The sequence below is a fragment of the Cupriavidus oxalaticus genome (assembly GCF_004768545.1).
Lineage (GTDB): Bacteria > Pseudomonadota > Gammaproteobacteria > Burkholderiales > Burkholderiaceae > Cupriavidus > Cupriavidus oxalaticus_A.
Genome location: NZ_CP038636.1, coordinates 588,189 through 610,878, shown reverse-complemented (window position 1 = coordinate 610,878; position 22,690 = coordinate 588,189). Strand labels below are relative to the sequence as shown.

15 protein-coding genes and 5 pseudogenes are annotated in these 22,690 nt (G+C 61.6%); 7 read left to right on the top strand and 13 right to left on the bottom strand.

Annotation, left to right across the window (positions count from 1 at the left end; translation table 11 throughout):
• Window positions 1-150 precede the first annotated feature (150 nt).
• The 4 genes and pseudogenes from E0W60_RS30930 to E0W60_RS38235 all read left to right on the top strand — a co-directional run.
• Window positions 151-437: pseudogene (locus tag E0W60_RS30930) on the top strand (DNA-binding protein); the annotation flags it as partial.
• A gap of 451 nt (window positions 438-888) precedes the next feature.
• Window positions 889-3,821, top strand: a pseudogene (locus E0W60_RS38240) (Tn3 family transposase).
• 25 nt (window positions 3,822-3,846) lie between these two features.
• Window positions 3,847-4,080: a DUF6429 family protein gene (locus tag E0W60_RS30920; protein ID WP_116321242.1), complete on the top strand. Its 234-nt coding sequence runs from the start codon at window positions 3,847-3,849 to the stop codon at window positions 4,078-4,080.
• Between the two features lie 276 nt (window positions 4,081-4,356).
• Window positions 4,357-4,653, top strand: a complete 297-nt coding sequence (locus tag E0W60_RS38235) for a hypothetical protein (protein ID WP_346769562.1) — start codon at window positions 4,357-4,359, stop codon at window positions 4,651-4,653.
• A 522-nt stretch (window positions 4,654-5,175) separates the two neighbouring features.
• Here E0W60_RS38235 and E0W60_RS30905 read toward each other — a convergent pair.
• Complete coding sequence (locus E0W60_RS30905) at window positions 5,176-6,102, bottom strand: LysR family transcriptional regulator (protein WP_135707107.1); 927 nt, start codon at window positions 6,100-6,102, stop codon at window positions 5,176-5,178.
• 109 nt (window positions 6,103-6,211) lie between these two features.
• Here E0W60_RS30905 and E0W60_RS30900 point away from each other — a divergent pair, with 109 nt between their 5' ends.
• Window positions 6,212-7,264, top strand: a complete 1,053-nt coding sequence (locus E0W60_RS30900; protein ID WP_135706697.1) for an aromatic ring-hydroxylating dioxygenase subunit alpha — start codon at window positions 6,212-6,214, stop codon at window positions 7,262-7,264.
• Window positions 7,264-8,208 carry a PDR/VanB family oxidoreductase gene (locus E0W60_RS30895; protein WP_135706696.1) on the top strand — a complete coding sequence of 315 codons (945 nt, stop codon included), beginning with the start codon at window positions 7,264-7,266 and terminating at the stop codon, window positions 8,206-8,208. The genes E0W60_RS30900 and E0W60_RS30895 overlap by 1 nt, the downstream gene beginning before the upstream one ends.
• Before the next feature lie 928 nt (window positions 8,209-9,136).
• Here E0W60_RS30895 and E0W60_RS30885 read toward each other — a convergent pair.
• Window positions 9,137-10,302 (bottom strand): IS3 family transposase gene (locus E0W60_RS30885; RefSeq protein ID WP_135706549.1). Its coding sequence is split into 2 segments (ribosomal slippage): window positions 9,137-10,038 and window positions 10,038-10,302, totalling 1,167 coding nucleotides; the frame shifts between segments, so codons are not numbered across the junction.
• 69 nt (window positions 10,303-10,371) lie between these two features.
• A pseudogene (locus E0W60_RS30880) lies at window positions 10,372-11,308 on the bottom strand (IS630 family transposase); the annotation flags it as partial.
• Between the two features lie 144 nt (window positions 11,309-11,452).
• Here E0W60_RS30880 and E0W60_RS30875 point away from each other — a divergent pair.
• A pseudogene (locus E0W60_RS30875) lies at window positions 11,453-12,258 on the top strand (IS5 family transposase).
• A 49-nt stretch (window positions 12,259-12,307) separates the two neighbouring features.
• On the opposite strand, the gene E0W60_RS30870 reads toward E0W60_RS30875, so the two are convergent.
• The 10 genes and pseudogenes from E0W60_RS30870 to E0W60_RS30820 all read right to left on the bottom strand — a co-directional run bounded on the left by E0W60_RS30870 (window position 12,308) and on the right by E0W60_RS30820 (window position 22,664).
• Window positions 12,308-12,544 (bottom strand): hypothetical protein, encoded by a 237-nt coding sequence (locus tag E0W60_RS30870; protein WP_135706694.1) that lies wholly within the window; start codon window positions 12,542-12,544, stop codon window positions 12,308-12,310.
• Window positions 12,545-13,205: 661 nt separating this feature from the next.
• Window positions 13,206-13,556 (bottom strand): annotated as a pseudogene (locus E0W60_RS30860) (IS110 family transposase); the annotation flags it as partial.
• A 116-nt stretch (window positions 13,557-13,672) separates the two neighbouring features.
• Entirely contained in the window at window positions 13,673-14,725 is a 1,053-nt protein-coding gene (locus tag E0W60_RS30855) for a porin (RefSeq protein ID WP_135706693.1), read from the bottom strand.
• 224 nt (window positions 14,726-14,949) lie between these two features.
• Entirely contained in the window at window positions 14,950-16,065 is a 1,116-nt protein-coding gene (locus E0W60_RS30850) for a class II histone deacetylase (protein WP_135706692.1), read from the bottom strand.
• 37 nt (window positions 16,066-16,102) lie between these two features.
• Window positions 16,103-17,983, bottom strand: a complete 1,881-nt coding sequence (locus tag E0W60_RS30845; RefSeq protein ID WP_167884646.1) for an amidohydrolase — start codon at window positions 17,981-17,983, stop codon at window positions 16,103-16,105.
• Between the two features lie 200 nt (window positions 17,984-18,183).
• The gene (locus tag E0W60_RS30840; RefSeq protein ID WP_135706690.1) at window positions 18,184-18,375 is read right to left on the bottom strand and encodes a hypothetical protein; all 192 of its coding nucleotides are present in this window, start codon (window positions 18,373-18,375) and stop codon (window positions 18,184-18,186) included.
• A gap of 39 nt (window positions 18,376-18,414) precedes the next feature.
• The gene (locus tag E0W60_RS30835) at window positions 18,415-19,845 is read right to left on the bottom strand and encodes an aldehyde dehydrogenase family protein (protein ID WP_135707105.1); all 1,431 of its coding nucleotides are present in this window, start codon (window positions 19,843-19,845) and stop codon (window positions 18,415-18,417) included.
• A gap of 491 nt (window positions 19,846-20,336) precedes the next feature.
• Window positions 20,337-21,179 (bottom strand): LuxR C-terminal-related transcriptional regulator, encoded by an 843-nt coding sequence (locus E0W60_RS30830; RefSeq protein WP_135706689.1) that lies wholly within the window; start codon window positions 21,177-21,179, stop codon window positions 20,337-20,339.
• A gap of 405 nt (window positions 21,180-21,584) precedes the next feature.
• A complete protein-coding gene (locus E0W60_RS30825; RefSeq protein ID WP_135706688.1) occupies window positions 21,585-22,268 on the bottom strand; it encodes a DJ-1/PfpI family protein in 684 nt (227 codons plus the stop codon).
• A 24-nt stretch (window positions 22,269-22,292) separates the two neighbouring features.
• Window positions 22,293-22,664: a DUF6616 family protein gene (locus E0W60_RS30820; protein WP_135706687.1), complete on the bottom strand. Its 372-nt coding sequence runs from the start codon at window positions 22,662-22,664 to the stop codon at window positions 22,293-22,295.
• Window positions 22,665-22,690: the final 26 nt, after the last annotated feature.

Genomic DNA, 22,690 nt, shown 5'->3' with positions numbered 1-22,690 from the left:
GCCCGCTTAACAGTTGGACCCGCAGCCCTGCGCGCACCCCGGATTGTGATGAGGGGCAGTCATGCCCGCAAGCACGCTTACCAGAATACGATCACGAGGGCTGCTGCCGCTGCCATTATCTGGCAGGAGGTAACATGCAGGTTCTCTATCCTGGCCGCTGCCGACCTGGATCTGACCGACGCCGCGCTGCAGGCCGACCTGGCCGAGCTGCGCGGGCGCTTTCCCGAACCCGCGCGCTCTACCGCGAGGTTTGCGGCCTGCTGTTCTTTCGCTACGGCGTCACGCCCACCGCCAACAAGCTCTACAGCCTGGTGCGCAAGGGCAGCATGGGCACGCCTGCCGAGGTATTGCAGGCGTTCTGGCAGGAACTGCGCGGGCGCACGCGCGTCACCATCGACCATCCCGACTTGCCGGAGGCGTTGAAGGAGATCGCGGCAGGGCCGGCCCTCTGATCCGCGCGGACAGTTAGCGTAGCCGCCAGCAATCGAGTGCGAACTTTACTCTCGTCCATCGAGGGGATTCGGGCAACGTACACGACGCGGAGAATTGGCGGAGGGAAACTTCGCTCGAACTGACTGCTTAGTGGGGCTGCCCTGCAAGCCAGCTAGTTCCGGATTCTCAGTCCAGCAAAAGCGCTCGCACTCCGGCTAATTCCGGTTCCCTACAGGGCACCACAAAGGATGGCTTATTCGTCCATAAACCTCCCTACTCCGCATGTTTTTGACATAGGGGTAATCGTACTTTTCGTGCAAAATCTGGCGGTTTCCCTGAAAGCCTTTGTCGACAAGGCTTTCCGACAAGCCCACACTCGTTGGCCGCTGCGAATGCGGAGAGGGCGTAACATATCCGCCCGCGATTCGGATCGCGCCATCTCGATAGGGGCAAGAGATGCCGGGCTTGGGATTTCGCTATGTGGGAAGTGACCGGCTGCCGATGCGGCTGTCGGAATTCGATGTCGAGCGGTATTTTGCATTGACCGACAGTGACGTCGCAGTGCTCAATGAGCGCTTTCGGACCGATCGGCGCGCTGGCGCGGCCATCCAACTGGTATTTCTGCGCGCAAGTGGGCATAGCCTCGGCCAGGTAAGCACACTGCCGCGCCAGTTGCTTCACTATGTTGGCCAGCGGCTCGGCCTACCGACGCCGACGATCGCATCGCTTCGGACTCTATATCGCCGGTACAAAACGCTCTATGACCACCTGATCTGGGCCTGCGGGTATCTGGGCTTGAAGTCGATCAGCCCGGACCAGTGGGCGGAGCTCGAAGCATGGATGCGCCAGGATGCCAAAGGATCGCTCACGCTCGACGAACTGCTTCAACACGCGCACTACTGGCTGTACGAGCGCAAGATTCTGATTCCCGCCGACCGAACCCTGCGGGATCTTGGACGATCGATCTGGGCGGAGATCGAGCATCACACGCTCTCCCTGATCGGGGCGACCATTCCTGAGACGCAACTGGTGCGCGCTGATGCAGAACTATCGAGCCAACACGAGCCCGCAGGCATGACCGTTCTCGAGTGGCTCAAGACGCCGCCGGCCCGGCACAGTCCGACGACGCTCACGGAAACCGTGGAGAAGATTCAGTATCTCAAGGAGATCGGGGTACACACGTGGACGCTGGACACCGTGCCGATCGATAAGCAGCGTGCCTGGGCACAGCGGATTCAGGCGCGCCGTCCGGTGAAGACCCGCGAGCTCAAGGTGTCGACACGCACGCTTGAGGTGGTGTTTTTCCTACGCGTGACGCTGCTCGAGTTGACCGATTCGCTGCTCTATCAAATCGGACGTCGCGTTTCCGATCTGGTTCGGCACGCTTACAACAAGACCACAACGAAACAGGCTCGCTCGGCAGTTGAATACCGACAACAACTGGTTGCGATCAAAGCGCTCGTTCGTGACAATACGCGCCCGGCGGAAGCCCGACTTGCAGAGATTGAAGCACTGCTTGGGGAACTACAGGACAAGCCTCCCGCCAGCCATGCAGCCAGCGTGCGCGAAACGCTGACTGATGATAACCGGCGCATCCGTAGTCTCCTTGCACCCCTATGTGAACTGGAATTATCGGGCCGAGACGCAGAACCAAGCCTGCAGCAACTCGAGCTTATCGCCAGGCTGCGCGATAGCGACGCGACGGAGTTGCCCATTGACCACGGAGTGCCGATTAGCGCCAACTGGCGCGCCATGGTCGACTGCGACGATCGTAAACGTGCACTGCGCGCTTTGGAAGCCGCCGCGATCACGAGCTTGCGCAAAGATCTGCGCCGCGGATCGGTGTGGATCAACCACAGTCTGTCCTTTCGTGAACGTGACCAGATGCTGATTCCGCCGTCAGATTGGGAGTCCGAGCGAGACCGACACCTATCGTTATTGGGTCTACCAGCTGCAGCGGATCCCTTTCTCGAGCGATTGACTGAAAACCTGAAGGCGGCCTCGCGGCGCTGGAGGAAGCTCGCGAAGCCGGCCGCGTGACAATCGGCAAGGATGGCGCTCTGCACCTCTCGGCACTTGAGGCACTACCGACGGACGGGGTACCGAGGCGCACACGCGACCTGTTGTTCAAGGCGATCGGCACAGCTCAGTTTGCGGATCTGATGATGGAAGTGGATGTCCACACGGGCTTTAGCGAAGTACTACTGGCACGGAAGGCACGCGATGCCAACGAACTTGTCTCGCTCTACGGTGCACTGATGGCGCACGGCACCGAGATCGACGCGAAAGGCGTTGCCGCTATGATTCAGCAAGTCGATGCTGCGGCGATTTCGAACACAATGCGTGTGCTTGAGATGTCGGGACGGCTGTCGCGAGCCAACTCGCGCGTGGTTGAGTTTCAACGTACGCACCCCATCACAGAGTTGTGGGGACGCGGGCAGCGAGCCTCGAGCGACTCGATGAGCCTGGATACTTCACCTCATCTGTTTTACGCTCGTGTCGATCCGCGTAGGCGCACGCATGCAGTCGGTATCTACACGCATGTCCTGGACCAGCATGGCATCGTGTACAACCAGCCGATCGTCCTTAACGAGCGCCAGGCGGGGGTCGCAATTGAAGGGGCAGTGCGCCACAGCGACACGCGCGAAGATGGCGGCCTCCTCGCGCTCGCCGTTGATACGCATGGATATACGAATGTGGGGATGGCCGTATCGAAGCTGCTCGGCTTCGATCTATGCCCACGGCTGCGCAATTTGTTGGAGCGCAAGCTCTATCTGCCGCGGGGTATGGAGATAGCCGAAGATCTTGCTCCCATCGTGGATCATGGTATCTCCCTGAAGGCTATTCGCGACGGCTGGGACGGGCTGCTGCGGCTTGTTGCATCAATCAAGTCAGGGCGTGTCAGCGCTGTCGTCGCGTTGCAGCGATTCGGCAGCGCAGCCCAAGGAGATCCGATTTATCGGGCGGCGGAACAACTTGGCAAGCTGCTGCGCACCCTGTTCCTGTGCGACTATTTCAGCAACGTCGAGTTTCGCCGAGAACTGCATGCACTACTCAGTCGCGGTGAGTCGGTACACGAGCTCCAACGTACGATCTATACGGGAAAGGTCACGCCGGAGCGCGGCCGTCGTCGTGACGAAATGATCGCGATTTCTGGCTCCTTGACCCTTCTGACGAACCTGGTGATTGCCTGGAACACGCAGCGCATGCAAGCAACAGTCGACGCGTGGCGCGGCAAGGGACAGCGAGTCGACGACGATTGGCTGCGTCGAATGGGGCCGGCGCATTCGGCGCATGTGAACTTTCGGGGAATGTTGCGATTTCCCCTTGAGCAGTACCAGGACATGCTGCTCGAAGCGGCGCCCTGGCAGCGTGCGGCAGGATCGTGAGGGCCACCTTCGAGGAGGAGGCAAGATGGACATCAATACCGACGCAGTCGACGAGGTCGTCCTCGCGCTGCTCTACCTCAATTTATGCGGCGAGAATCGCGCCTGGAAAAGTTTTGACTGGGACGCGCTGAATCGCTTGCACGACAAAGGGCTCATCGGGGATCCGGTGAACCGGGCGAAGTCGGTGTGGCTAACCGACGAGGGCCTCGGCGAGGCCGAGCGGATGTTCACGAAATACTTCGTCCGCGCTGGCGACTAGCAAGTGGTTAGCAGGAACATATGCTCTATGGTGCACAAACTTTCAGCGCGCCTTTCTGCATTGTCCAAGGGCTCTCGGGCTGCGTTTGCCGGCAAGGCAGGCGCCAGATTTTGCATCGAAAGGCAGCAAGCAGGTGAACTTGATGATTTCCTAACGCTTTGATTTGTAAAGGCAATTCGTTTCTTACCGCCAGATTTTGCACGGAAAGTACGATTACCCCTATATCCGTCAATTCGCCTCCTACACTTCGAATCCCATCCGTAAGCCATTGATCTTATGGAAGATTCCCTGTCAATCGCGGGGCCGATCACCTTTGCACGTCCGCGAGGTGCGCATCGGTTCGAAGCATTCAGCCCGAAGCTTGCGCGGCGCGTCATGTTCTATCAGCGCTCCGCCGTGGAACAGTGGCTGCTGCTGGAAGCAGATCCGGCAGTCGTTACGTTCTGTGAACGGCCGGGCTATGCGCAGATCGAAGGCTTATCTCTGTACAACCGTTTCGGAACGTTGCCGATTCACACCTCCCCGCGGCTGCGCGAGGCGGGCAATCGGGCAGGGACGGTGGGCATGGGCTAGAATCGGCTGCCATCGGGCTCCCGCGCCCTCCCGCGCCCTCCACAAGCCGTGGTCGCGGCTCAGGCCGCCCGCCGCTTGCTTCTCCCTCCATGCCAACCGCTTATCCTGAAGTCTCCGGGGCTCAATCCTCGCGCGAGCGCGCTGACGCTGTCCTGTGGATCAAGTCCCAGATGGCCCGCCTTGGGCTGACCTAGGAGCACCTCCTGGCGGCAGGCTGTTTCGCGCCGCCCGGTGTGGCCGGAGGCTCTGCCTCGGGCGTCATCCGGTTCCGGGACGCCGCTGGCCACGCCTGGGATGGCGTTGGCGCTCTACCGGACTGGCTGCAGCGCGCCGTCAATGCCGGCCAGTCGATCGAGCATTTCGGCGTCGAGCGAAGGAAATAGCGCGGGCCGAAGGCCGTTCCCGACCCAGTGCCGTCAGTGCCGACTCAGATTGGCAATGACCGCTGTGAAACCGAAAACAGCAATCTCTGGTGTTCCAGGACACTCGTTCAATTTTTTCACTGGTGTCTGATGGCAGTGATCAAGAATGCTCGATTTCCCGAGACTGATCAAAGGTCTCTTTCACAAGTTGGCGCAGCCAGACAATGGCTGGATCGTGATGGAAGCGTGGGTGCCAATACTGACTTAGAGCATATGGCGGTAATGTCACGGGTGGCTTTACTGCGCGAACAATCCCATACCTGCAGAAGACCGTGGCTAGCTCTTGAGGTACGGTAGCGATCAGCTCTGGCTCTTGCTCCATTAGTAGAGGGATCGTTAGAAAGTGCGGCGTATGCAAGTAAACGTTTCTCTTCAGCCCGTGACGCTCGAAGTCGGCGTCATACGTTGGGCTCGCGCGTCCAGCCAAGCTGACGCAAATATGTGGCAGCGTCTCGAACTGTTCCAGCGTCAATATATCGCGCACTAGCTTGTTCTTTTGGCTCACGATCGTGACGAAGCTATGCATGAATAGCTGTTGTTGGAATAGCAACTCCGGCGCCGTGCGGACAGATCCCAGTACCAGGTCAGCATCTCCGGCAGCCAACAGTGCTTCTATTTGTGGGATTGGTACCTGCAATGTCCGAAGTTTGCACTGTGGCGCCACCTTTCGAAGAGCCTTCATCAGCGGCGGGAGAAAAACCAATTCACCCATGTCAGTCATGCAAAGAGTGAATGTGCGCTGCAGGGACGCGGGATCGAAGCTGGCTTGAGGTAGAACGCGAGTACGTATCGCTGTCATGACTTCGAGAACTGTCTCGGCGAGTGCTTCAGCTTTGATAGTCGGCGTCATCCCGTTAGACGTCTTTACAAAAAGAGGGTCGTCGAAGTAGTCGCGCAGCCGATTGAGTGCATGGCTCATGGCACTCTGCGTCAACCCTAGCTGAGCTGCCGCGCGCGTCACGCTGCGCTCACGCAGCATCGCGTCAAAAACCGCAAGAAGATTACAGTCGAAAGCGTCATTATGCATAGCGTACATTCTAATAATGTCCGGCATGAGATTGACGCATGGTGCGCCCGAACCTAACCTCCTGTCAACGGGCCTCACAGAAGGCAACAGTTACTCACAGGAGACAAACATGTTCATCAAGAACACTTGGTACGTGGCCGGCTGGGACAAGGAAGTCGGCGTGTCCAATCTTTTCAGCCGGACCATCATCGGGATCCCGGTGTTGATGTATCGCACGGAAGACGGAGTGCTACAGGCGCTGGAAGACCGGTGCTGCCATCGCGGCGCGCCGCTTTCGGTTGGACGCCGCGAGGGTGACTGCGTACGGTGCATGTACCACGGACTAAAGTTCGATAAAACCGGACAGTGCGTAGAAGCGCCTGCCCAACAGCGAATCCCTCCGCAAGCACGCGTTCGGAAATTTCCAGTTGTGGAGCGCCATCGCTGGATCTGGATTTGGATAGGAGAGCCGGAGAAAGCCGATCCCAATCTTATCCCTGACACACATTGGCTCGACGACCCCGAGTGGCGCAGTCTTGACGGTTACATTCATTACGACACGAACTACCTGCTCATCGCAGACAATCTGCTCGACTTCTCGCACCTGCCATTTGTGCATCCCACAACGCTTGGCGGTGGCGAAGACTATGCCGCTGCGCAGCCCAAGGTCGAGCGTCTGGAGGATGGCGTTCGCATTACACGATGGACTTTGAATACGGAGCCGCCGCCCTTCGCAAAGCAAGTGAAGAACTGGCCGGGCAAAGTCGATCGCTGGAACATTTACAACTTCACTATCCCGGCCGTTCTGCTGATGGATTCTGGAATGGCGCCGACTGGGACCGGGGCACCCGACGGCACGAGGATCAATGCTGCTGAGTTTCGTGGCTGCCAGGCATTGACGCCGGAGACCGAGACGTCCACACACTATTTCTTCGCCCATCCGCATAACTTCGCGATCGAAAATCCCGAAGTCACGGCTTCCATTCACCAGAGTGTTGTCACCGCATTCGACGAAGATCGCGACATCATCACCGCACAGCAGGGATCGCTGTTACTTGCGCCGGACTTCAAAATGATCCCGTTCTCCATCGACGCGGCACTGTCGCAGTTTCGATGGGCCGTCGAGCGTCGCTTGGCGGAGGAAGCCGCACAAGAAAAGAGCATCCAAGAGAAGGTGGCATAATGGAACTCGTCATAACATCGCTGCGCCTAGAAGCGGATGGCGTGCTCGGTGTGGAGCTTCGAGACCGTGATGGCGAGAAGCTTCCAGAGTTTGCTCCAGGCGCACACATTGATGTCACTTTCCCAAATGGACTCACGCGTCAGTATTCCATCTCTAGCAGCGCCTCAGACCGAGCGCGCTATTGGCTAGGTATAGGTCGCGCCAAGAACTCCCGTGGCGGATCAAGCTACGCCCATGAAAAACTTCGCATTGGCGATAGCCTTCAAGTCAGCGAGCCTCGCTCGCTCTTCGGCCTCGAGGAGGACGCTGTCGGACATCTCTTCGTCGCTGGTGGTATTGGTATTACACCAATCCTCAGCATGATCTTCCGATGCGTCGAACGTGGATATCCCTGGCGACTGCTGTACTGCGTGCGGTCGCGGCGCAGTGCTGCGTACCTCGAGGTGCTGGAGGAATACGAGGATCATCTTCTGCTTCATGCCGACGAAGAGCATGAGGGAAAAGCGGACGTCGCGGCCGCACTGTCGTCGCTACCTCCAGGGTGGCATGTGTACACCTGCGGCCCCGGAGCCATGATTGACGCTGTCCGCGGTGAAGCCAAATCCGCAGGCAAAGACGGAAACGCGATCCATTGGGAAAGATTCTTCGCAGACACCGCCGCTCCCGCTGCGCCAGTGCATGAATTCAATGTCCGGCTTCTACGCCACGGCGGAAGCTTTGCCATTCCTGAGAATCGCAGCATTCTTGAAGTACTTGAAGAAAACGGCGTCTGCCTTCCCTACTCATGCAGGGAAGGGCTTTGCCGGAGCTGTGAAGTGCAGCTCGTATCAGGAGAGGCCGAGCATCGCGACTATGTCCTGAGCGAGGAGGAGCGCTATTCGAATCATTCGATCCTCATCTGCGTCTCTCGCGCAAGATGCTCCGAATTAGTATTAGACGTCTAATAACACGTACCCCTAGTCTAGGGGTTGAGGCCGTTGAGGCAGACAGAAGGGCTCCAAGGGGGGTGTTGCGCCGGCTTGGTCCTGCGCTACGTAAGCAGCCAAAGGTGACCGGCAGCGAGCCTACTGGCATCGGAGTCGTGTGAGCAAAGCTCGGAAAGCGCGGCCTCCGGGTCCACCTCGCCGCCAAGCGTGAGGATGCCAGCTCGAAGGTGAAGGACATCTCATGGGGTTGGGTAACGAGGCGACGGACAATAGGCTGTCTTGGTAGGCCGTCGAACAGTAGTACTGTCAGGCGCGCGTCCGCGGCACCCATGCGTCCATCGCATCACGCGGGCAAACGAATCTGTGACGGTGCTATTCGGGGAAGATGGGGCCGACATCTGGTTGGTAGCTGCCGGGCCGATCGTTTGGGGCCGCAATTCTGCGTAGCTTCGTCTGCCGTAGCGACATGACCGACCAAGGTGGCGCCATTGTCGACGCGTCGGGAATATCTCAGTCTGGAACGACGTCAGGCGGTGTTGGGGGATTTGGTGACTTGCCCGGGATGCAAGTGCGAACGGACGCCAGTCGGGTACGCTGCGAGCCTGCGGCGGTCCGATCCAACACTCACGCGAGGCCGATCGTCGCAGGAACCCGCGTTGGCGATGGTAGCTCTCTGTCGGGAGCGACGACAGCGCCGGATCTATGCGTATTTTTGGATCCAAATTGCACTACCAAAAGTACGATCGCGCGACGCGGATACGGCGCTCCTGCAACACGTGCTTCCCAACTAGTGCAATGTTCCATCCTGTTTGGAACTTAAGCGGCGGTTGGCGAGAATGACTTTCTACAAGATGTCGCGAGCGCTCTTGGTCCAGATGAACGGTTTGGGGTTGGTGTTGTGGTGAGCGATGTATGAGGTGTTCTGTCCAGCGCGGACACGTCTGGTTCATGCTGCAGCTAGTCGACTGAGGTAGCTTGCAGCGACTTCGCCTGGCGTTCGGTACCCCAACTTCGAATGGCGCCGTTGGCGATTGTAAAAAATCTCAATGTACTCACGGACAGAGGCCATGGCTTCCAGCCGGGTGGCATACCGATGGTGGTACACCAACTCTGCTTTCAGGCTGCCCCAGAAGCTTTCCATGGGCGCATTGTCGTAGCAGTTTCCCTTGCGTGACATCGAAGCCAGCATGCCGAACTGCGCTAGCAACCTGCGATAGCCGTGAGCACAGTATTGGCTGCCCCGGTCTGAATGATGAATCAGGCCGGGCCGTGGCCGCTTGCTGCGCACCGCCCGGAACAGCGCCTCGCCCACCAATTCCTGTGTCATTCTGGGCCCCATCGCGTAGCCCACGATCTCGCACGTGTACAGGTCCTTGATTCCTGCCAGGTACAACCAACCCTCATCGGTCGCGATATACGTGATGTCTGTCACCCACGCGGCATTTGGCCTGTCGGCTTCAAATTTCTGCTCCAGTAGGTTGGGCGCCACTGGCAGATTATGAGCCGAGCGAGTTGTCGCTACGAATCGACGCTTTTGCCGACACCGAATCCCCATCTCGTTGCGCAGTCTGGCCAGCCGATCACGGCCGACCACGAATCCATCGCCAGCCAGCTCGCGCTGCAGGCGCCGCGTACCGTACGTCTGACGCGTGCGCTTGTGGGCTGCCCGGATCGCCAGACGCAGCCGCTCCTGTTCCGGACTGAGCCCGTAAGGTCTGTGTGTCCAGTCGTAGTAGCCACTGCGCGAGACCCCCAATACCCGGCACATCAACTTCACCGGATACACTTCTCGCCATTGACTCACGAACGCGTACCGGGCAGTGATTCCCTGGCGAAGTACGCCGCGGCTTTTTTTACAATATCGCGCTCCAGCCTCGCCTCGGCCAGCTCCTTGCGCAGCCTCGCATTCTCCGCCGCCAACTCTGCCACTGTCACGCCCCCTGGTGCCGCTGCTGTTCCAGGCGCCTTGGCTTTCGACACCCAATTCGTCAACGTGCCCTTCGGAATCCCCAGACGCTGCGCGGCCGACTGCAGCGTCAGTCCCTGTTCCAGCACCAGTCTCACGGCCTCTGCCTGAAACTCTTCCCCGTACGTCTGTCTTGCCTTGCTCATCTGTGCACACTCCTGATCCACGATCTTAATCTAAGGACCAAGCGTGTCCGCCTCGATCAGGCTACCTCAGTATTCGCTGATGGCGGCGACTAGCTCCGGCACGCTGGTGAATACGCCGCGGCGAAGTCGCTCGGTCGTGATGTCGCGAAAGAACCGCTCGACCATGTTCAGCCATGACGCTGAGGTGGGCGTGAAGTGCATGTTGAAGCGCGGATGCTTGGCCAGCCAGTCTTGCATCGCGGGATATCAGATGCAGCGTTTTGTCCTTGGGCGTCTCGCGGTCGATCTTGCGCAGGAACTTCAACCACTCAGTATGGCGGTGGCGCTGCTGGCACTGGGCAATGACCTGTCCATCGAGCACGTTGAGCGCGCCAAGCAGCGTGGTCGTGCCATTGCGCTTGTAATCGTGGGTCATGGTGGCCGCGCGCCCCGTCTTCAGCGGCAGCCCGGGCTGTGTGCGATCCAACGCCTGCACCTGGCTCTTCTCGTCGCAGCACAGCACCAGCGCGTGCTTGGGTGGCGACATGTACAGGCCCACGATGTCCTCAAGCTTCTCGACGAACCGCGCATCGCGCGAGACCTTGAAGCCGCGCACGATGTGCGGCTTCAACCCGTGGGCATGCCAATGGCACATGACGGTGCTGGCGCTCACGCCCAACTCGGCGGCCATCTTGCGCGTGCTCCAGTGCGTGGCCGCCACGGGCTTCGTTTGAGTGGTCAGCTCCACCAGCCGCGCCGTGTCCACCTTCAGCGGCGGCGCGCCGCGCGGCAAGTCGCGTTCGATACCGGCCAGCCCCGATTCCGCATACCGCTCACGCCAACGCGAGACCTGCACGCGTCCGACTCCCAACTGCTCGGCGATGTCCTTGCTCTGCAATCCGTTGGCGGCCAGCAGCACAATGCGCGCGCGCTGCGCCAGCCTCACGCTCGTGAGCTTCGACCGAACCAGCCTCGTCAACTTGGTTCGCTCCTCATAGGTCAACACGATTTCGGGAGCAACTCGCACTCGCTCTCTCCACGCTGTGTCGCAGTAGGGCATTGGAAACGCCGAACTCATATAAGAGACCGTTTCAAAAAGACCCCCAAAAGGCCTGTTAACTTTCTCGGCGAGCTGTTAACCTTTGGCACCTGAACAACTGGGACCAAGGAGATGGGCGCGCCGGTCATTGACGACGAACTGTGGGGCACTGATCGAACCTTTGCTGCCACCGCCGAAGCCGCGGCGCAAGAAGTATCCCGGTCGCTTTCCGATTTCGGACCGAGCAGCGCTGAACGGCATCCTGTTCGTGTTCAAGACCGGGATACGTTGGTGCGACCTGTCGACCAAGTTGGGATTCGGTTCTGGCCCGACCTGCTGGCGGCGTTTGCGCGACTGGCAGAAGGCGGGCGTATGGGTGCGACTACACGAATTGCTGCTCGCGAAACTGCGCGAGGCCGGCCAAATCGATTTCTCACGTGCGGCCGTCGATTCGTCGTCGGTGCGAGCTGTTGGGGCGGGCGAAAAACGGGTCCGAACCCCACGGATCGCTCGCGACCAGGTTCCAAGCATCACATCCTCGTCGACGCGAATGGAGTCCCCGTCTGCGCGCTCCTGACCGGCGCGAACCGCAACGACGTCACCCAACTGCTGCCGCTCGTTGACGCGATTCCACCGATTCGCGGCGTGCGTGGCCGACCACTTCAGAAGCCCAAGGTTATCTATGCCGATCGCGGCTACGATTCCGAACCGCATCGTCAGCGACTTCGCGAGCGCGGCATCAGGCCAGTGCTCGCGAAGCGCCGAACCGAACACGGTAGCGGTCTTGGCAAGTTTCGCTGGGTGGTCGAACGCACTCATGCGTGGCTCCACAATTTCGTCGTCTTCGCATTCGCTTCGAGCGTCTGGCTGATATTCACGAAGCATTCCTGAAGCTTGGCTGTTGCCTCGTCTGCTGGAATATCTTCAGGCGTGCGTAGCGGTCTTTTTGAAACCGTCTCTAAGTTCCATCAAGAACAGAACACTCCCCTAGCAGGGCAGGAAACACGCCCGCGCCGCATCGCTGGGCGTCAGGCCAGAGCGGAAATATATCCGCAGGCGTTCCAGTGTGTGGTAGTCCGGCACATAGTCATTGGATACCAGGCCAGATCTCAGTGCGTATTCATGCAGGGCTGCAGTCCAGGTGTAGATGTCTAAGGGCGCCGTGGCGACGCCCTCCGGGCCCGCGCCACTGGCGACGCCGCTCCCATCCTGGTCGTCAAACATGTGAGTCCCCAAAAAAAGCCGGATGCATCCGGCGCGATGTCCAGCGATGCCGTGCCTGGGCTCGGTCGCGTCACGCGCCCTACCTCTCGCGCCTCGGCTCACGCACCATAGCGGCCAGTCCCGCCCTGTTAGTCCCTGGCGGAAAGACATACCAGGCCCCGTCGCCATGCCTGAAAAATACGATCGAGAGCGTGCCTGTGACGCGATCGGATTCCACACATACGAATCGACTGCCGCAGTCTCGCAGCCGCCCCACCGAGGCGACTCGAGGTGGAGTCGCCTCGGCTGGTCCCAGCCATTTGTCCACCATCGATCGCAATGACTTCAATTCTCCCATGGCTTCCTCCACTTGTTGGCTGTCGCGGCGCTGCCGGCCGCCTTGTTCTGCAATCCGTTGGCGGCCAGCAGCACAATGCGCGCGCGCTTGCACCAGCCTCACGCTCGTGAGCTTCGACCGAACCAGCCTCGTCAACTTGGATCGCTCCTCGTCGGTCAACATGATCTCGGGGGCAACTCGCACTCGCTCTCTCCACGCTGTGTCGCAATAGGGAATTGCGAGACGCCGAACTCATATAAGTTCCATCAAGAACAGAACACGGATTCCCGATGAGGCACAAGAGGCGCTGCGCGATCTGACTCGTGCGCGTGAGGACATGAAGCATACAGGGCTCAATTCGCCGGCTCGATGCAGGCGCGCGAGACTTAGGGCATCGCGTCGGTCGGTCTTCACCCGTTGGCCTGGCTTCTTGGGAATCAGCGACGGCGCTACGACTTGGCAATCCTGCTTGAGCTCCCGCAGCTGTCGGCAAATTGTGTAGCCGCAGGGGCCGGCTTCGTAGCAGAACGCCAGCCTGCCTGTGCCGCGCTTGAGGCGCGCCACCACTTTCGCAATGGCTTCGGGTGTGTTGACGATCTCGCCCATATACCTCACCTCGCCGGCCATGTCGGCCACGGCTACGGCAATCGTTTCCTGATGTACATCCAGGCCCACGTACTTGCTAAACTTGTTCATGACCTGCCCCCTCAATGCGGCTCTGAGCCGCGGTGTCACGCATCTCAAGCTTAATCCGCGTACCTTGAGGCGCGGCAGGTCCATACATGTTGTCTAGGGAGTGGCTCGGCTCCCGGTCAGAACTTGTGGCGCAGGCCTAGGCCGAAGGTGTTGCCCGGATTAAGGTCGCTCACCTTGTCATAGCGCCAGGCAGCGTAGGCGTCGGTGCGCCTGGAAAATGGGTAGTCATAGGCCAAGGTGGTGGTATCACGGCGCCTTGAGGCAAGCGCCTCGTTGTTTCCTTGCCAGGTGCGCACCCACTCGGCCATCAGCAAGCCCGGACCCAGTGGTACGCTGGCGCCTATCTGCATGGTCTTGTCACGCTGGCGGCTTAGAGCGCTAAAACTATTGTCCGATTGCGCATACTGGCCAAAGAGCTTAACTACCTTGAAATCGTAGGAAAGGCCCGCGAGATAGGCCATCTGGTATGTTGCACCGGAAGCCGCAAACTCCGGTGCATTCACCCCCACACGCTGTATGGCCAGCGTGGCGCCGAACTTATCGTTGAAATAGGTAGCATTGCTGCCGTAGTTCTGCTTGCCTTGGTGGCCTGCGACCTCGCCGGTCGAGTAGATGGCATTGAAGTGCAATCCGCCGAAACCTGGGCTCTGGTACAGGACTGAGTTATCCCATGCTGTGTCACCTGCCACCGAATTGCCTACTGGTGACCCGGGCGGCGTGGAATAGGTGTGGAGGAACATGGGCGAGAACCTGTCCGAGTCCGCCAGCGGATTGAACAGCATCATCGAGATAAACCAGGGCGTAGTGTTGCGGCCCAACTTGACGGCACCAAAGCCACCATTCATCCCCACGAAGGCATTGCGTCCGAACATGACGTCTCCGTCAAAACGCCCGACCTTGCCAGTATCTGGCCGGAAAAAGCTCTCGAGCGTGTACTCTGCGTTCAGGCCATTGCCCAGCACTTCCTGGCCGGAAATTCCCCAATAGGAGGTGGTCAGGCCGGAGCTTTCAAGGGCAGCAGTGCTATGGGGGGCACCACTCACTCGCACGGATCCCAGGAAGGCATCGACCGCGCCATACAATTGCAACCTGCTCTGGCCATAAGCCGCTCCAGATACAAGGCCGCCGGTCGCAGCGACGGCGGTTAGGATCCTACGTGGTGACTTCATCTATCCTCTCTCTTGTGGATGATTGCTTTTGGGTATCCATACACCGAAGCGAAGCTCCGCAACTGGCGAGCACGCTTGAAGTGCGTATCAGTTTCTTCCGGAGAGTAGGCCCGTGACGGGTCTCTCCTTGGCTTGGGGAGGCGCTTCTCACCCGAGAAGCACAGTGATGCGTCGAGCAGTCAAACGACGTAGGCCACTGGCCGTGTTGTCGCGGCAGAGAATCGTTACAGGCCGTGCAACGCAGCCATCTCGTCGATCAGCTGGTGCTGAAGTTCGTTGAAACGGCGACCGGGCTGGGTCAGCGCAAGGAAGCTGGACAACGGGTCAGCGGCCTGGGTCTTATGGCCGGTCAGTTCCTCCAACAGCGCAAGGCCGCAGAAGGGCACACAGGCCTCGGAGTAGCCGCCCTCGTGCACCACCACTAGCTTGCCGCCGGTATGGCGGGCGGCGAGTTGCTTGGCCTGGTTAGCAAGGAAGCGGAAGGCCTCCGGCGTGAGCTGCATACGCGACAGCGGGTCCAGCGCATTGGCGTCCAGCCCGCTGGCGACGATAATTAGCTCCGGCTTGAAGCGGTCAATGGCCGGTACCACCATGCGGTCAAAGGCATAGGCATACGAGGCCAGGCCGCCGCCGGGCTGCAGCGGAATGTTCATGTTGTAACCTAGGCCCTTGCCGGCGCCGCGGTCCTCCGCACCGCTGTAGCCGGGCGGGAAGCAGTGCTCCTGGTGCAGTGAAATGGTGAGTACGTCGTCGCGCTCATAGAAGATCTCCTGCGTGCCGTTGCCGTGGTGAACGTCCCAGTCGAGCACGACCACGCGGCCAAGGCCGCGGCGCGCCTTCATCGCCTCGATGGCCACCGCGATATTGTTGAACAAACAGAAGCCGAGGCCGAAGTTGCGCGTGGCATGGTGGCCGCAAGGCCGCGTCATCGCATAGGCTGTCGTGTGGTAGCCCAGCAGCACAGTCTCCACCGCGGCCAGCGCAAGGCCTGCTGAAACGCGCGCGATGTCGTAGCCGCCCGGGCCGTATGCGGCCAACTGCCCCATGTCACCGCCGCCGGCCTCGCTGCCCGCCTTGAAGCGGCGCAGATAGTCTTGGTCGTGCACGCGCAGCAGATCGTCCTCGCTAACCATTGGAGCACGGCGTACATCCATCAGGTCGCTTAGACCCGAGACGTCGAGCAGCGACACCAGCCGGCGCTTGCTGTCTGGCGAGTCCACGTAACCGAAGCCGGACATTGGCTGCACCGAATGACCGATCGGCGAGATCAGTGCATACAGGTTGCCCGGGGCGTGCCAGAGGGTGCGCTCGTCGTGGAAGAAGGCTGTTTTTGTGGTCATGACTCTATCGAAGGAGTGAAGTAAAAATGGGCTTGGTCTACTCGGTGGCCTCGTAAACTGTCTCGCCTTCGACCAGCGTCAGCAGGCTGCGGGTGGCAGGCAGCGCGTCGGCCGCTACGCTGAAGATGTCCTGCGACAGCACCGCCAAGTCGGCCAGGTAGCCGGGGGCCAGCATGCCCTTGCGGTCGGCCTGCTGTTCGGCCTGCGCGCTGCCCAGCGTGTAGGCGATGACCGCCTGCTCCATGCTGCTTCCCTCTTCCGGGCGGGCGGGATGGATGAGCGCGGCCATTAGACCGAGAAAGGGATTGACCGGGCCGTCTGAGCCAATGCCCACGGCCAGGCCCTTGTCCATTAAGGTGCGGAAGCTCGCGAAACGCGTGCCGGCACCGAAGCGCGGCCCGTAGATCTGCGGGAAAAGGAAGTGGGTCGGGTTTTGCACGACCATTAGGCCGATGTTGCGCGCACGCTCGATCTGTTCGGCATCGAGCCCATCCCCATGCTCCATGCGAAGGCCGCGCGCGGCCCAGTCGATATCGGGTAGCGACTCGGCGGCGCGGATGACGTTCTCCACGGCCTTCGGTCCGATAGCATGCAATAGCAACTGGTCGTCGGCGCGCAGGCTCTCGCGCATCATCTCGCGCACTTCGGCTAGGCTAAAGTTCTCGCGACCCTCGGTGGAAGGATCGTCGGCGTAAGACCGGCCCATCGCGGCGGCGCGTTCCACGCTGGTGCCGTCGAGGATCCACTTGGTGCCGCTGACGCCAAAGCGTTTTCCGATGGACGGCGTCAGGCCGACGCCCTCATGCAGCACTCGCCCCTCGGGTCCGGCCGGCGGAAAGCGGATCAGCCGGATGCGGATGGGCGCATCAGCGGCCTGCAGCATCTCGACGTAACGCGCCGTCGGCGTCCACGACATGTTCTGGACGGTGGTGATGCCGAACTGCAAGCAGTCGGCTGCCAGGGCGCGGATGCTGGCCGCGCCTTGCTCCACGGTGGCCATGGAGGCGAAGCAGCGTTGCGGCGCCCACTGCGCGTACTCGTGGATGCGGCCCGACACGCGTCGCGTGCCCGGCAGGCGTTCGAAGTAGCCGCCCAGAGGATCGGGCGCTTCCTCCTCGATGCCCAGCCGCACGATCGCGGGCGTGTTGATCACGTTGGTGTGGTTGGTCAGCCCCAGCAGGATCAGTGGATGTTCGGGCGCGAAGTTGTCCAACGCGACGCGATCCACTCTGCGGTCGTTGATGAGTTCGATGCCCATCACGCCGTAGATCCAGGTGCCGGGCGGCGTGGCAGCAACAGCCTCGCGGATCATTCTCCCCACCTCCTCGAACGACGGGTCTGCCACCGGATCTATAGGCAGTCGTACGCCCACAGGGTCGGGTGTATGGTGCATGTGCGCATCGTTGAAGCCTGGGATCACCACGCGGCCGCCGAGATCAAAGACCTCGGTACCCGGACCACACAGCGCTTCGATCTCCGTCACCGAGCCAACATAGGCAATGCGGCCGTCCTGGATAGCCAGCGCCTCGCACCACAGTTGGCGCGCGTCTGATGTGAAGATCTTACCGTTCAGCAAGGCCTTGTCGATGCCAGTGCAGACTCTCTGTAGCGCCGGCCGGCGTCTAATGGCGGGTGCGGCGGCCGACGGCTGCGCTGCCGCGGATGTCAGCACGGATGCAGATGCGGCATCGAGGCTGCCCTGTAACACCGCATCCTGCAGGCCTTGCGACGCACAGGTCCAGTGGAAGGGCTGCACCAGCCGACGCGGCGTCGTCCAGTGCAAGTCCTGGCCGGCGTGGTGAGCGTAGGTCTCGACCATTTCGAGAAACTGCGACGGCGCCATGCAGCAGCCGCAGGCGGGCGCATAATGCGAGCGACGGTCGCTGCGGGGCGCATCAGTACGCGCGAGAAAGTTCATGGTCCTCCTATTCATGTGCGAGCTGAAAGCAATTCCGCTGCAAATGGCCCAGTGCGATGCGACTTCACTGTCCCGGGCGTCCCGCGTTCAAACAGGTCGTCCCCCTTTCCTGCCCTGGCTGCGGAACTTGTAATCCGGGGCGAGTCGTTGCTCACGCCAACGTAGACGAGATCCGGCCCCGGGGGGCGTGCGCGATCGAGTCACACACCGTGCCGCCGCCCGACGGGCCGTCTAGGAGCAGCACCTTGCCCGGCCTTGACGTAGCTCTTGTTGCGGTCGAGCACGGTGTCGGGTACTGCAACGGCCGGCGTAGCCATGCCTGGCGATACCAGTCCCATGGCCAGCAGGCAGGTGGCCGGCGGGCAACCCAGCGTCAGGGGAGATCGGGTCACGAGAGTCTCTCCACTCGGTCGTGGGGCGACCTTCCATCTTCACTTCTTGACGCTGATTACATGCGGGCGGGTCAGCGCCTTAAGGCCTTCGATTCCGAATTCGACGCCCCAGCCGGAGCGCTTGGCACCACCGAATGGCACCATCGGATGAACGGCTCCGTGGTGATTGATCCACACGGAGCCAGCCTCAAGTCGCTGCGCGATTGCCTTGGCCTGCTTCACATCGGACGTCCACACCGACGCGCCGAGGCCGGCATCGCCGCGGTTGGCGCGGGCGATCGCGTCGTCGATATCGCGGTAGCGGATGATGGGCAGTGCGGGGCCGAATTGCTCCTCATCGACCAGCGGCGCGCCGTCGGTAATGTCAGTCACAAGCGTCAGCGGGTAGAAAAGGCCGGGACCCGGCATCGGCTCGCCGCCACAGACGATGGTGGCGCCGTCGCTGCGCGCACGGTCCACCAGACGCGACACCTTGTCGAACTGCATGCGGTTCTGCACCGGGCCCATCGCGATATCGGGTTGCATGCCGTCGCCCATTGGCATGGCCAGAGCCAACTGCGCCAGCTCGGCCACCAGGGCGTCGTGCTGGCTCTCGTGCACGTACAGCCGCTTGATGCAGGCGCAGGTCTGGCCCTGGTTGAGGAAGGCACTCCAGAAGAGGTTCATCGCCATGGCCTTGATGGGCGCCCCCGGCAGCACGATGGCCGGGTCGTTGCCGCCCAGCTCCAGCGTAGTGGGCGTCAGGTGCTTGGACGCGGCGGCGGTGATCTTGGCGCCGGTGGCACCCGAGCCGGTGAACATCACCTTGTTCACTCCCGGGTTGTCGACCAGCCAGGCCCCCACCTCGCCGGCGCCGGTGACGGTGTTCAGCACCCCCGGCGGCAGCACCTCGTTCATCAAGCGCACCATCTCCAGCGTGCCAATACTGGTGTACTCCGACGGCTTAATGACCACTGCGTTCCCGGCACGCAGCGAGGGCACGATCTGCCAGATGGCGATCATCAACGGCCAGTTCCAAGGAGCGATGGCGGCGATCACACCCAGCGGTTTGCGGTGCACCTCGTCTCGGCGGGTTTCGTCCTCGAACACCACCTCGGGCGGTAGCTCCAGGCTGGCCGGCACGCGGGTCCACGCTTCGCAGGCCCAGGCCTCGAAGCGGGCGCCCGGCACCTGTTCCGGGCCGACGCCGCCGAGCGGCTTCCCCTGTTCGCGGGTGATCCAAGTGGCCAGCAGCTCGGCGTTGTCGCGCAGTTTGTCGGCCACCTTGATCAGCACTGCTTGGCGGTCGGCATCGCTACGCGCCGCCCAGGCGGGCTGAGCCTCGCGCGCTGCCGCGACCGCGGCGTCGGCCTGCTCGCGAGTGCTGTGCGGCACTAGGCCAAGCGTTTCGCCGTTCGCGGGGTTCTTGGATTCGAAGGTGGACCGGGCGTCCACCGGGCGCCCGTTTACGAAGTTTGAGAAGGTCCGCATGGTCATATCTTGAAGTTGTGGCCTGGCTGCGAGTATGGGTCAACGGCGACTCACCGGCATCGCGAGCATTCGCATCCGGCGTCACCCTAAGCCGGGTAGCTACCCGTCGCGGCACTACAACCGGTGTTAGGTTTCCGGAAAATCATGGAAACAGCGCTCGGCACAGTTGACCGCCATCGAGAGCCTTTGCTGTGGCAAGCGGCAGGCCGCAGGCCGCGTCACATGGGCATCGACTGCACACCGCGATGACCCGTGCGCCGACCTTCTGCCTCGCCCTCGACCGTCGACGCTGTGGTACGAGCGGCGCTGCAGGCATGCGGCTCGGCATGGATGCGTTACAGGGCGCCGCGGCCAGGTCGGTATGTTCGAAGCGCGTAGGCACCAGGCGCGTGCCGATTGCTCACGCCCTCGACAAAGCGGCAGGAGGAAAACGAGAACGCCGTCGGGGCTCGCCTGCGGTGCGGCTTTTCATGTTCATGGCGCCCACGCCTTCATGCCGGCGCCTTTGTGCTCTGCCGCCCGGCAAGCAGCCGTACCAGCCGGGCGGTGGAGCCGACATCCAGCTTCTGTCGGATGCTGCGCAGGTGGTGGTCGACGGTGGACAGTGACCGACCGAGTTGCCGTGCCACTTCCTTGTAGCTCAGGCCTTCGGCCACCAGCTCGGCCACCCGACGCTCGGCGGGGGTGAGTTTCTCGAGATCATGCAGGGCAGCGGCGGGTGCCGCCTCGCCGTCCAACGCCGAGAGGTGCGACGAAATAGCCAGCACCGGTCCCAGCAGCGTGCTGCCAAGCAGGCCAATCTGGTTGCATACCTCGGCGTTCCAGCGCGGCTCGGCACGGTGCCAGTCAGCGCACAGCAGCCCCACCGGTCGCGGCCCATCGTACAGCGGCAGCGCGATCTTTGCTGCGGTGCCGGCGTGGAGCAGGTCGCGCCGCATGGCGGGCGTCATCTCGCGCTGCTGCGATACGTCGGCAAACGCCGTCGGCCCGCGACGGTGCCAAACGGTGCAGATGCTGGGGTCGCCGGCGTCGAAACAGTTGCCCAGCACGCTGTGCAGGACCAGTGACTGCCGCTGCGATTCGGCCAGTGGTGTGTAGTCCCTGCGCTCGCTGGCAGACAGCATGTAGCCGCCGAAGCCACCGTCCACGCGATCGGCATCCAACTGCTCGCGCAGCCAGTCCACCGTCAGCTGCCAGCAGGCACGCGGATCCTCCAAGTACAGCAGAAGCCGCGCCGCGAGGTCGCGCGCGGCCGCCCATGGAATGGCGTCGCCCCCGTCGAACAGGGTGCGCCGAAGTGCGCGCTGCGCGGCAAGTACCTGATCGTCGTGCAAGTCACGCTCCTTTCGGCCTCGGTGGAGATGTTGGGACTGTCGAGGCTCAGGCCGGTCATCGAGCCCCGTCTATCGCGGCTGGAGCGGGCGAGCGCCGAGATCGAGCTAAACCTCGGCGCCCCGGCTGCCGGCCGCTTTGGTGGCGGCCCTCTAGGCTTCGCCGTCGTCACACTGGTTGCGCTCTTGGAGCGCACTGGCATGTCGGTCAGCGCGCAAAGCTTGGAATGTCGGCTGCAGCCCGCGGAACGAGGCCAACAAGGTGATCGCCGTCCCGCAGGCCTGCAGCTTTCGCGACCAACGCCATTTCCGCAACTGCCGCAAGCGCTTCAGGCTGAGGACGTGGCGCTTGTTTGCGTTGAGGTACGTGGCCGCTGCGTAGCCGCCACGTCGCTTGTACCTACGACGTCAGGCGATGAAGCCGCGGCGCTTGGCGGTCTCGTCGACAACAACGTTAGGCATTTCCTTGGCCAGCATCTCGTTGGCCTTCGCCAGAACCTCCGGCGGTGCAAATTCGGGCAGGCCTGTGTTGTACGGAGGCTTCGGCGCGTACTCCATGCACAGCTGGGTAAGCTGCCCGGAGAAGTCGCCGGCCCAGTGACCAATCATACCGAGGGCGAAGTCGATTCCGGCAGTCATGCCGCCGCCAGTGGCGCGGTTGCGGTCGATCACGATGCGCTCATTGACCGGCTCGGCGCCGAACTTGAGCAGGTAGTCGCGCGAGTACCAGTAACAGCCGGCCCTGTAGCCCTTCAACAGGCCGGCGGCGCCCAGCAGCAGCGAGCCGTTGCACACGCTGGTCACCCAGCCGGCCTTGGCCCCCAGGCGCGCCACCTGGTCAATGAAGCGGTCGTCCTGCAGCGCGTCGAACACTCCACGCGCGCCACCGGGCACCAGGAGCACGTCGGGCTCCTGGAAGCAGTTGTCGAAGTCGTGCGTGGCGTTCACCGTCAGGCCGATGTCGGTGGTCACCGGGCCGGCCTTGGCCGCCGCCAGTTGGATCTGGACGTCTGGGATGAACATCCATGTGTTAGTAGGACCGATCAGGTCGATAGCGGTGAAGCCTGGGAACAGTGCAGCGAGGATTTTCATGCTGGGTCTCTGGTGGGTCGGCGATCAGTTGCCGGAGCGCGAGGCAGCGTCGGGCATAACGAGCTGGATGTGCTGGCCGAGCATGTCCTGCGGGGCCACCGGCGTGCCGCCGGCGTTGACATGCTCGAAGTAGTTGTACCAGCCGGAACCGGCGACGGCCTTCTGGAACTCCTCAAACAGCGCCCGGTTGGGCATGCGGTAGACACCAAAGGCGTCGTAGTTAGCACGGCGGTCCACGCTGGGATCGTTGTAGCCCCAAGCGACTATCTCGACACCCGCAGCGAGGATGGCCTGCACGGACGGCAGCAGGTTCTCGACATATTTGGCGCGAACATCGACGCCGGCGTTCTTCCAGTTGTCCTTGAACTTCCAGAGTTCGATGAAGATGTGCTCCACGGCAAGTCTCCTGTGTTCATTGAAAG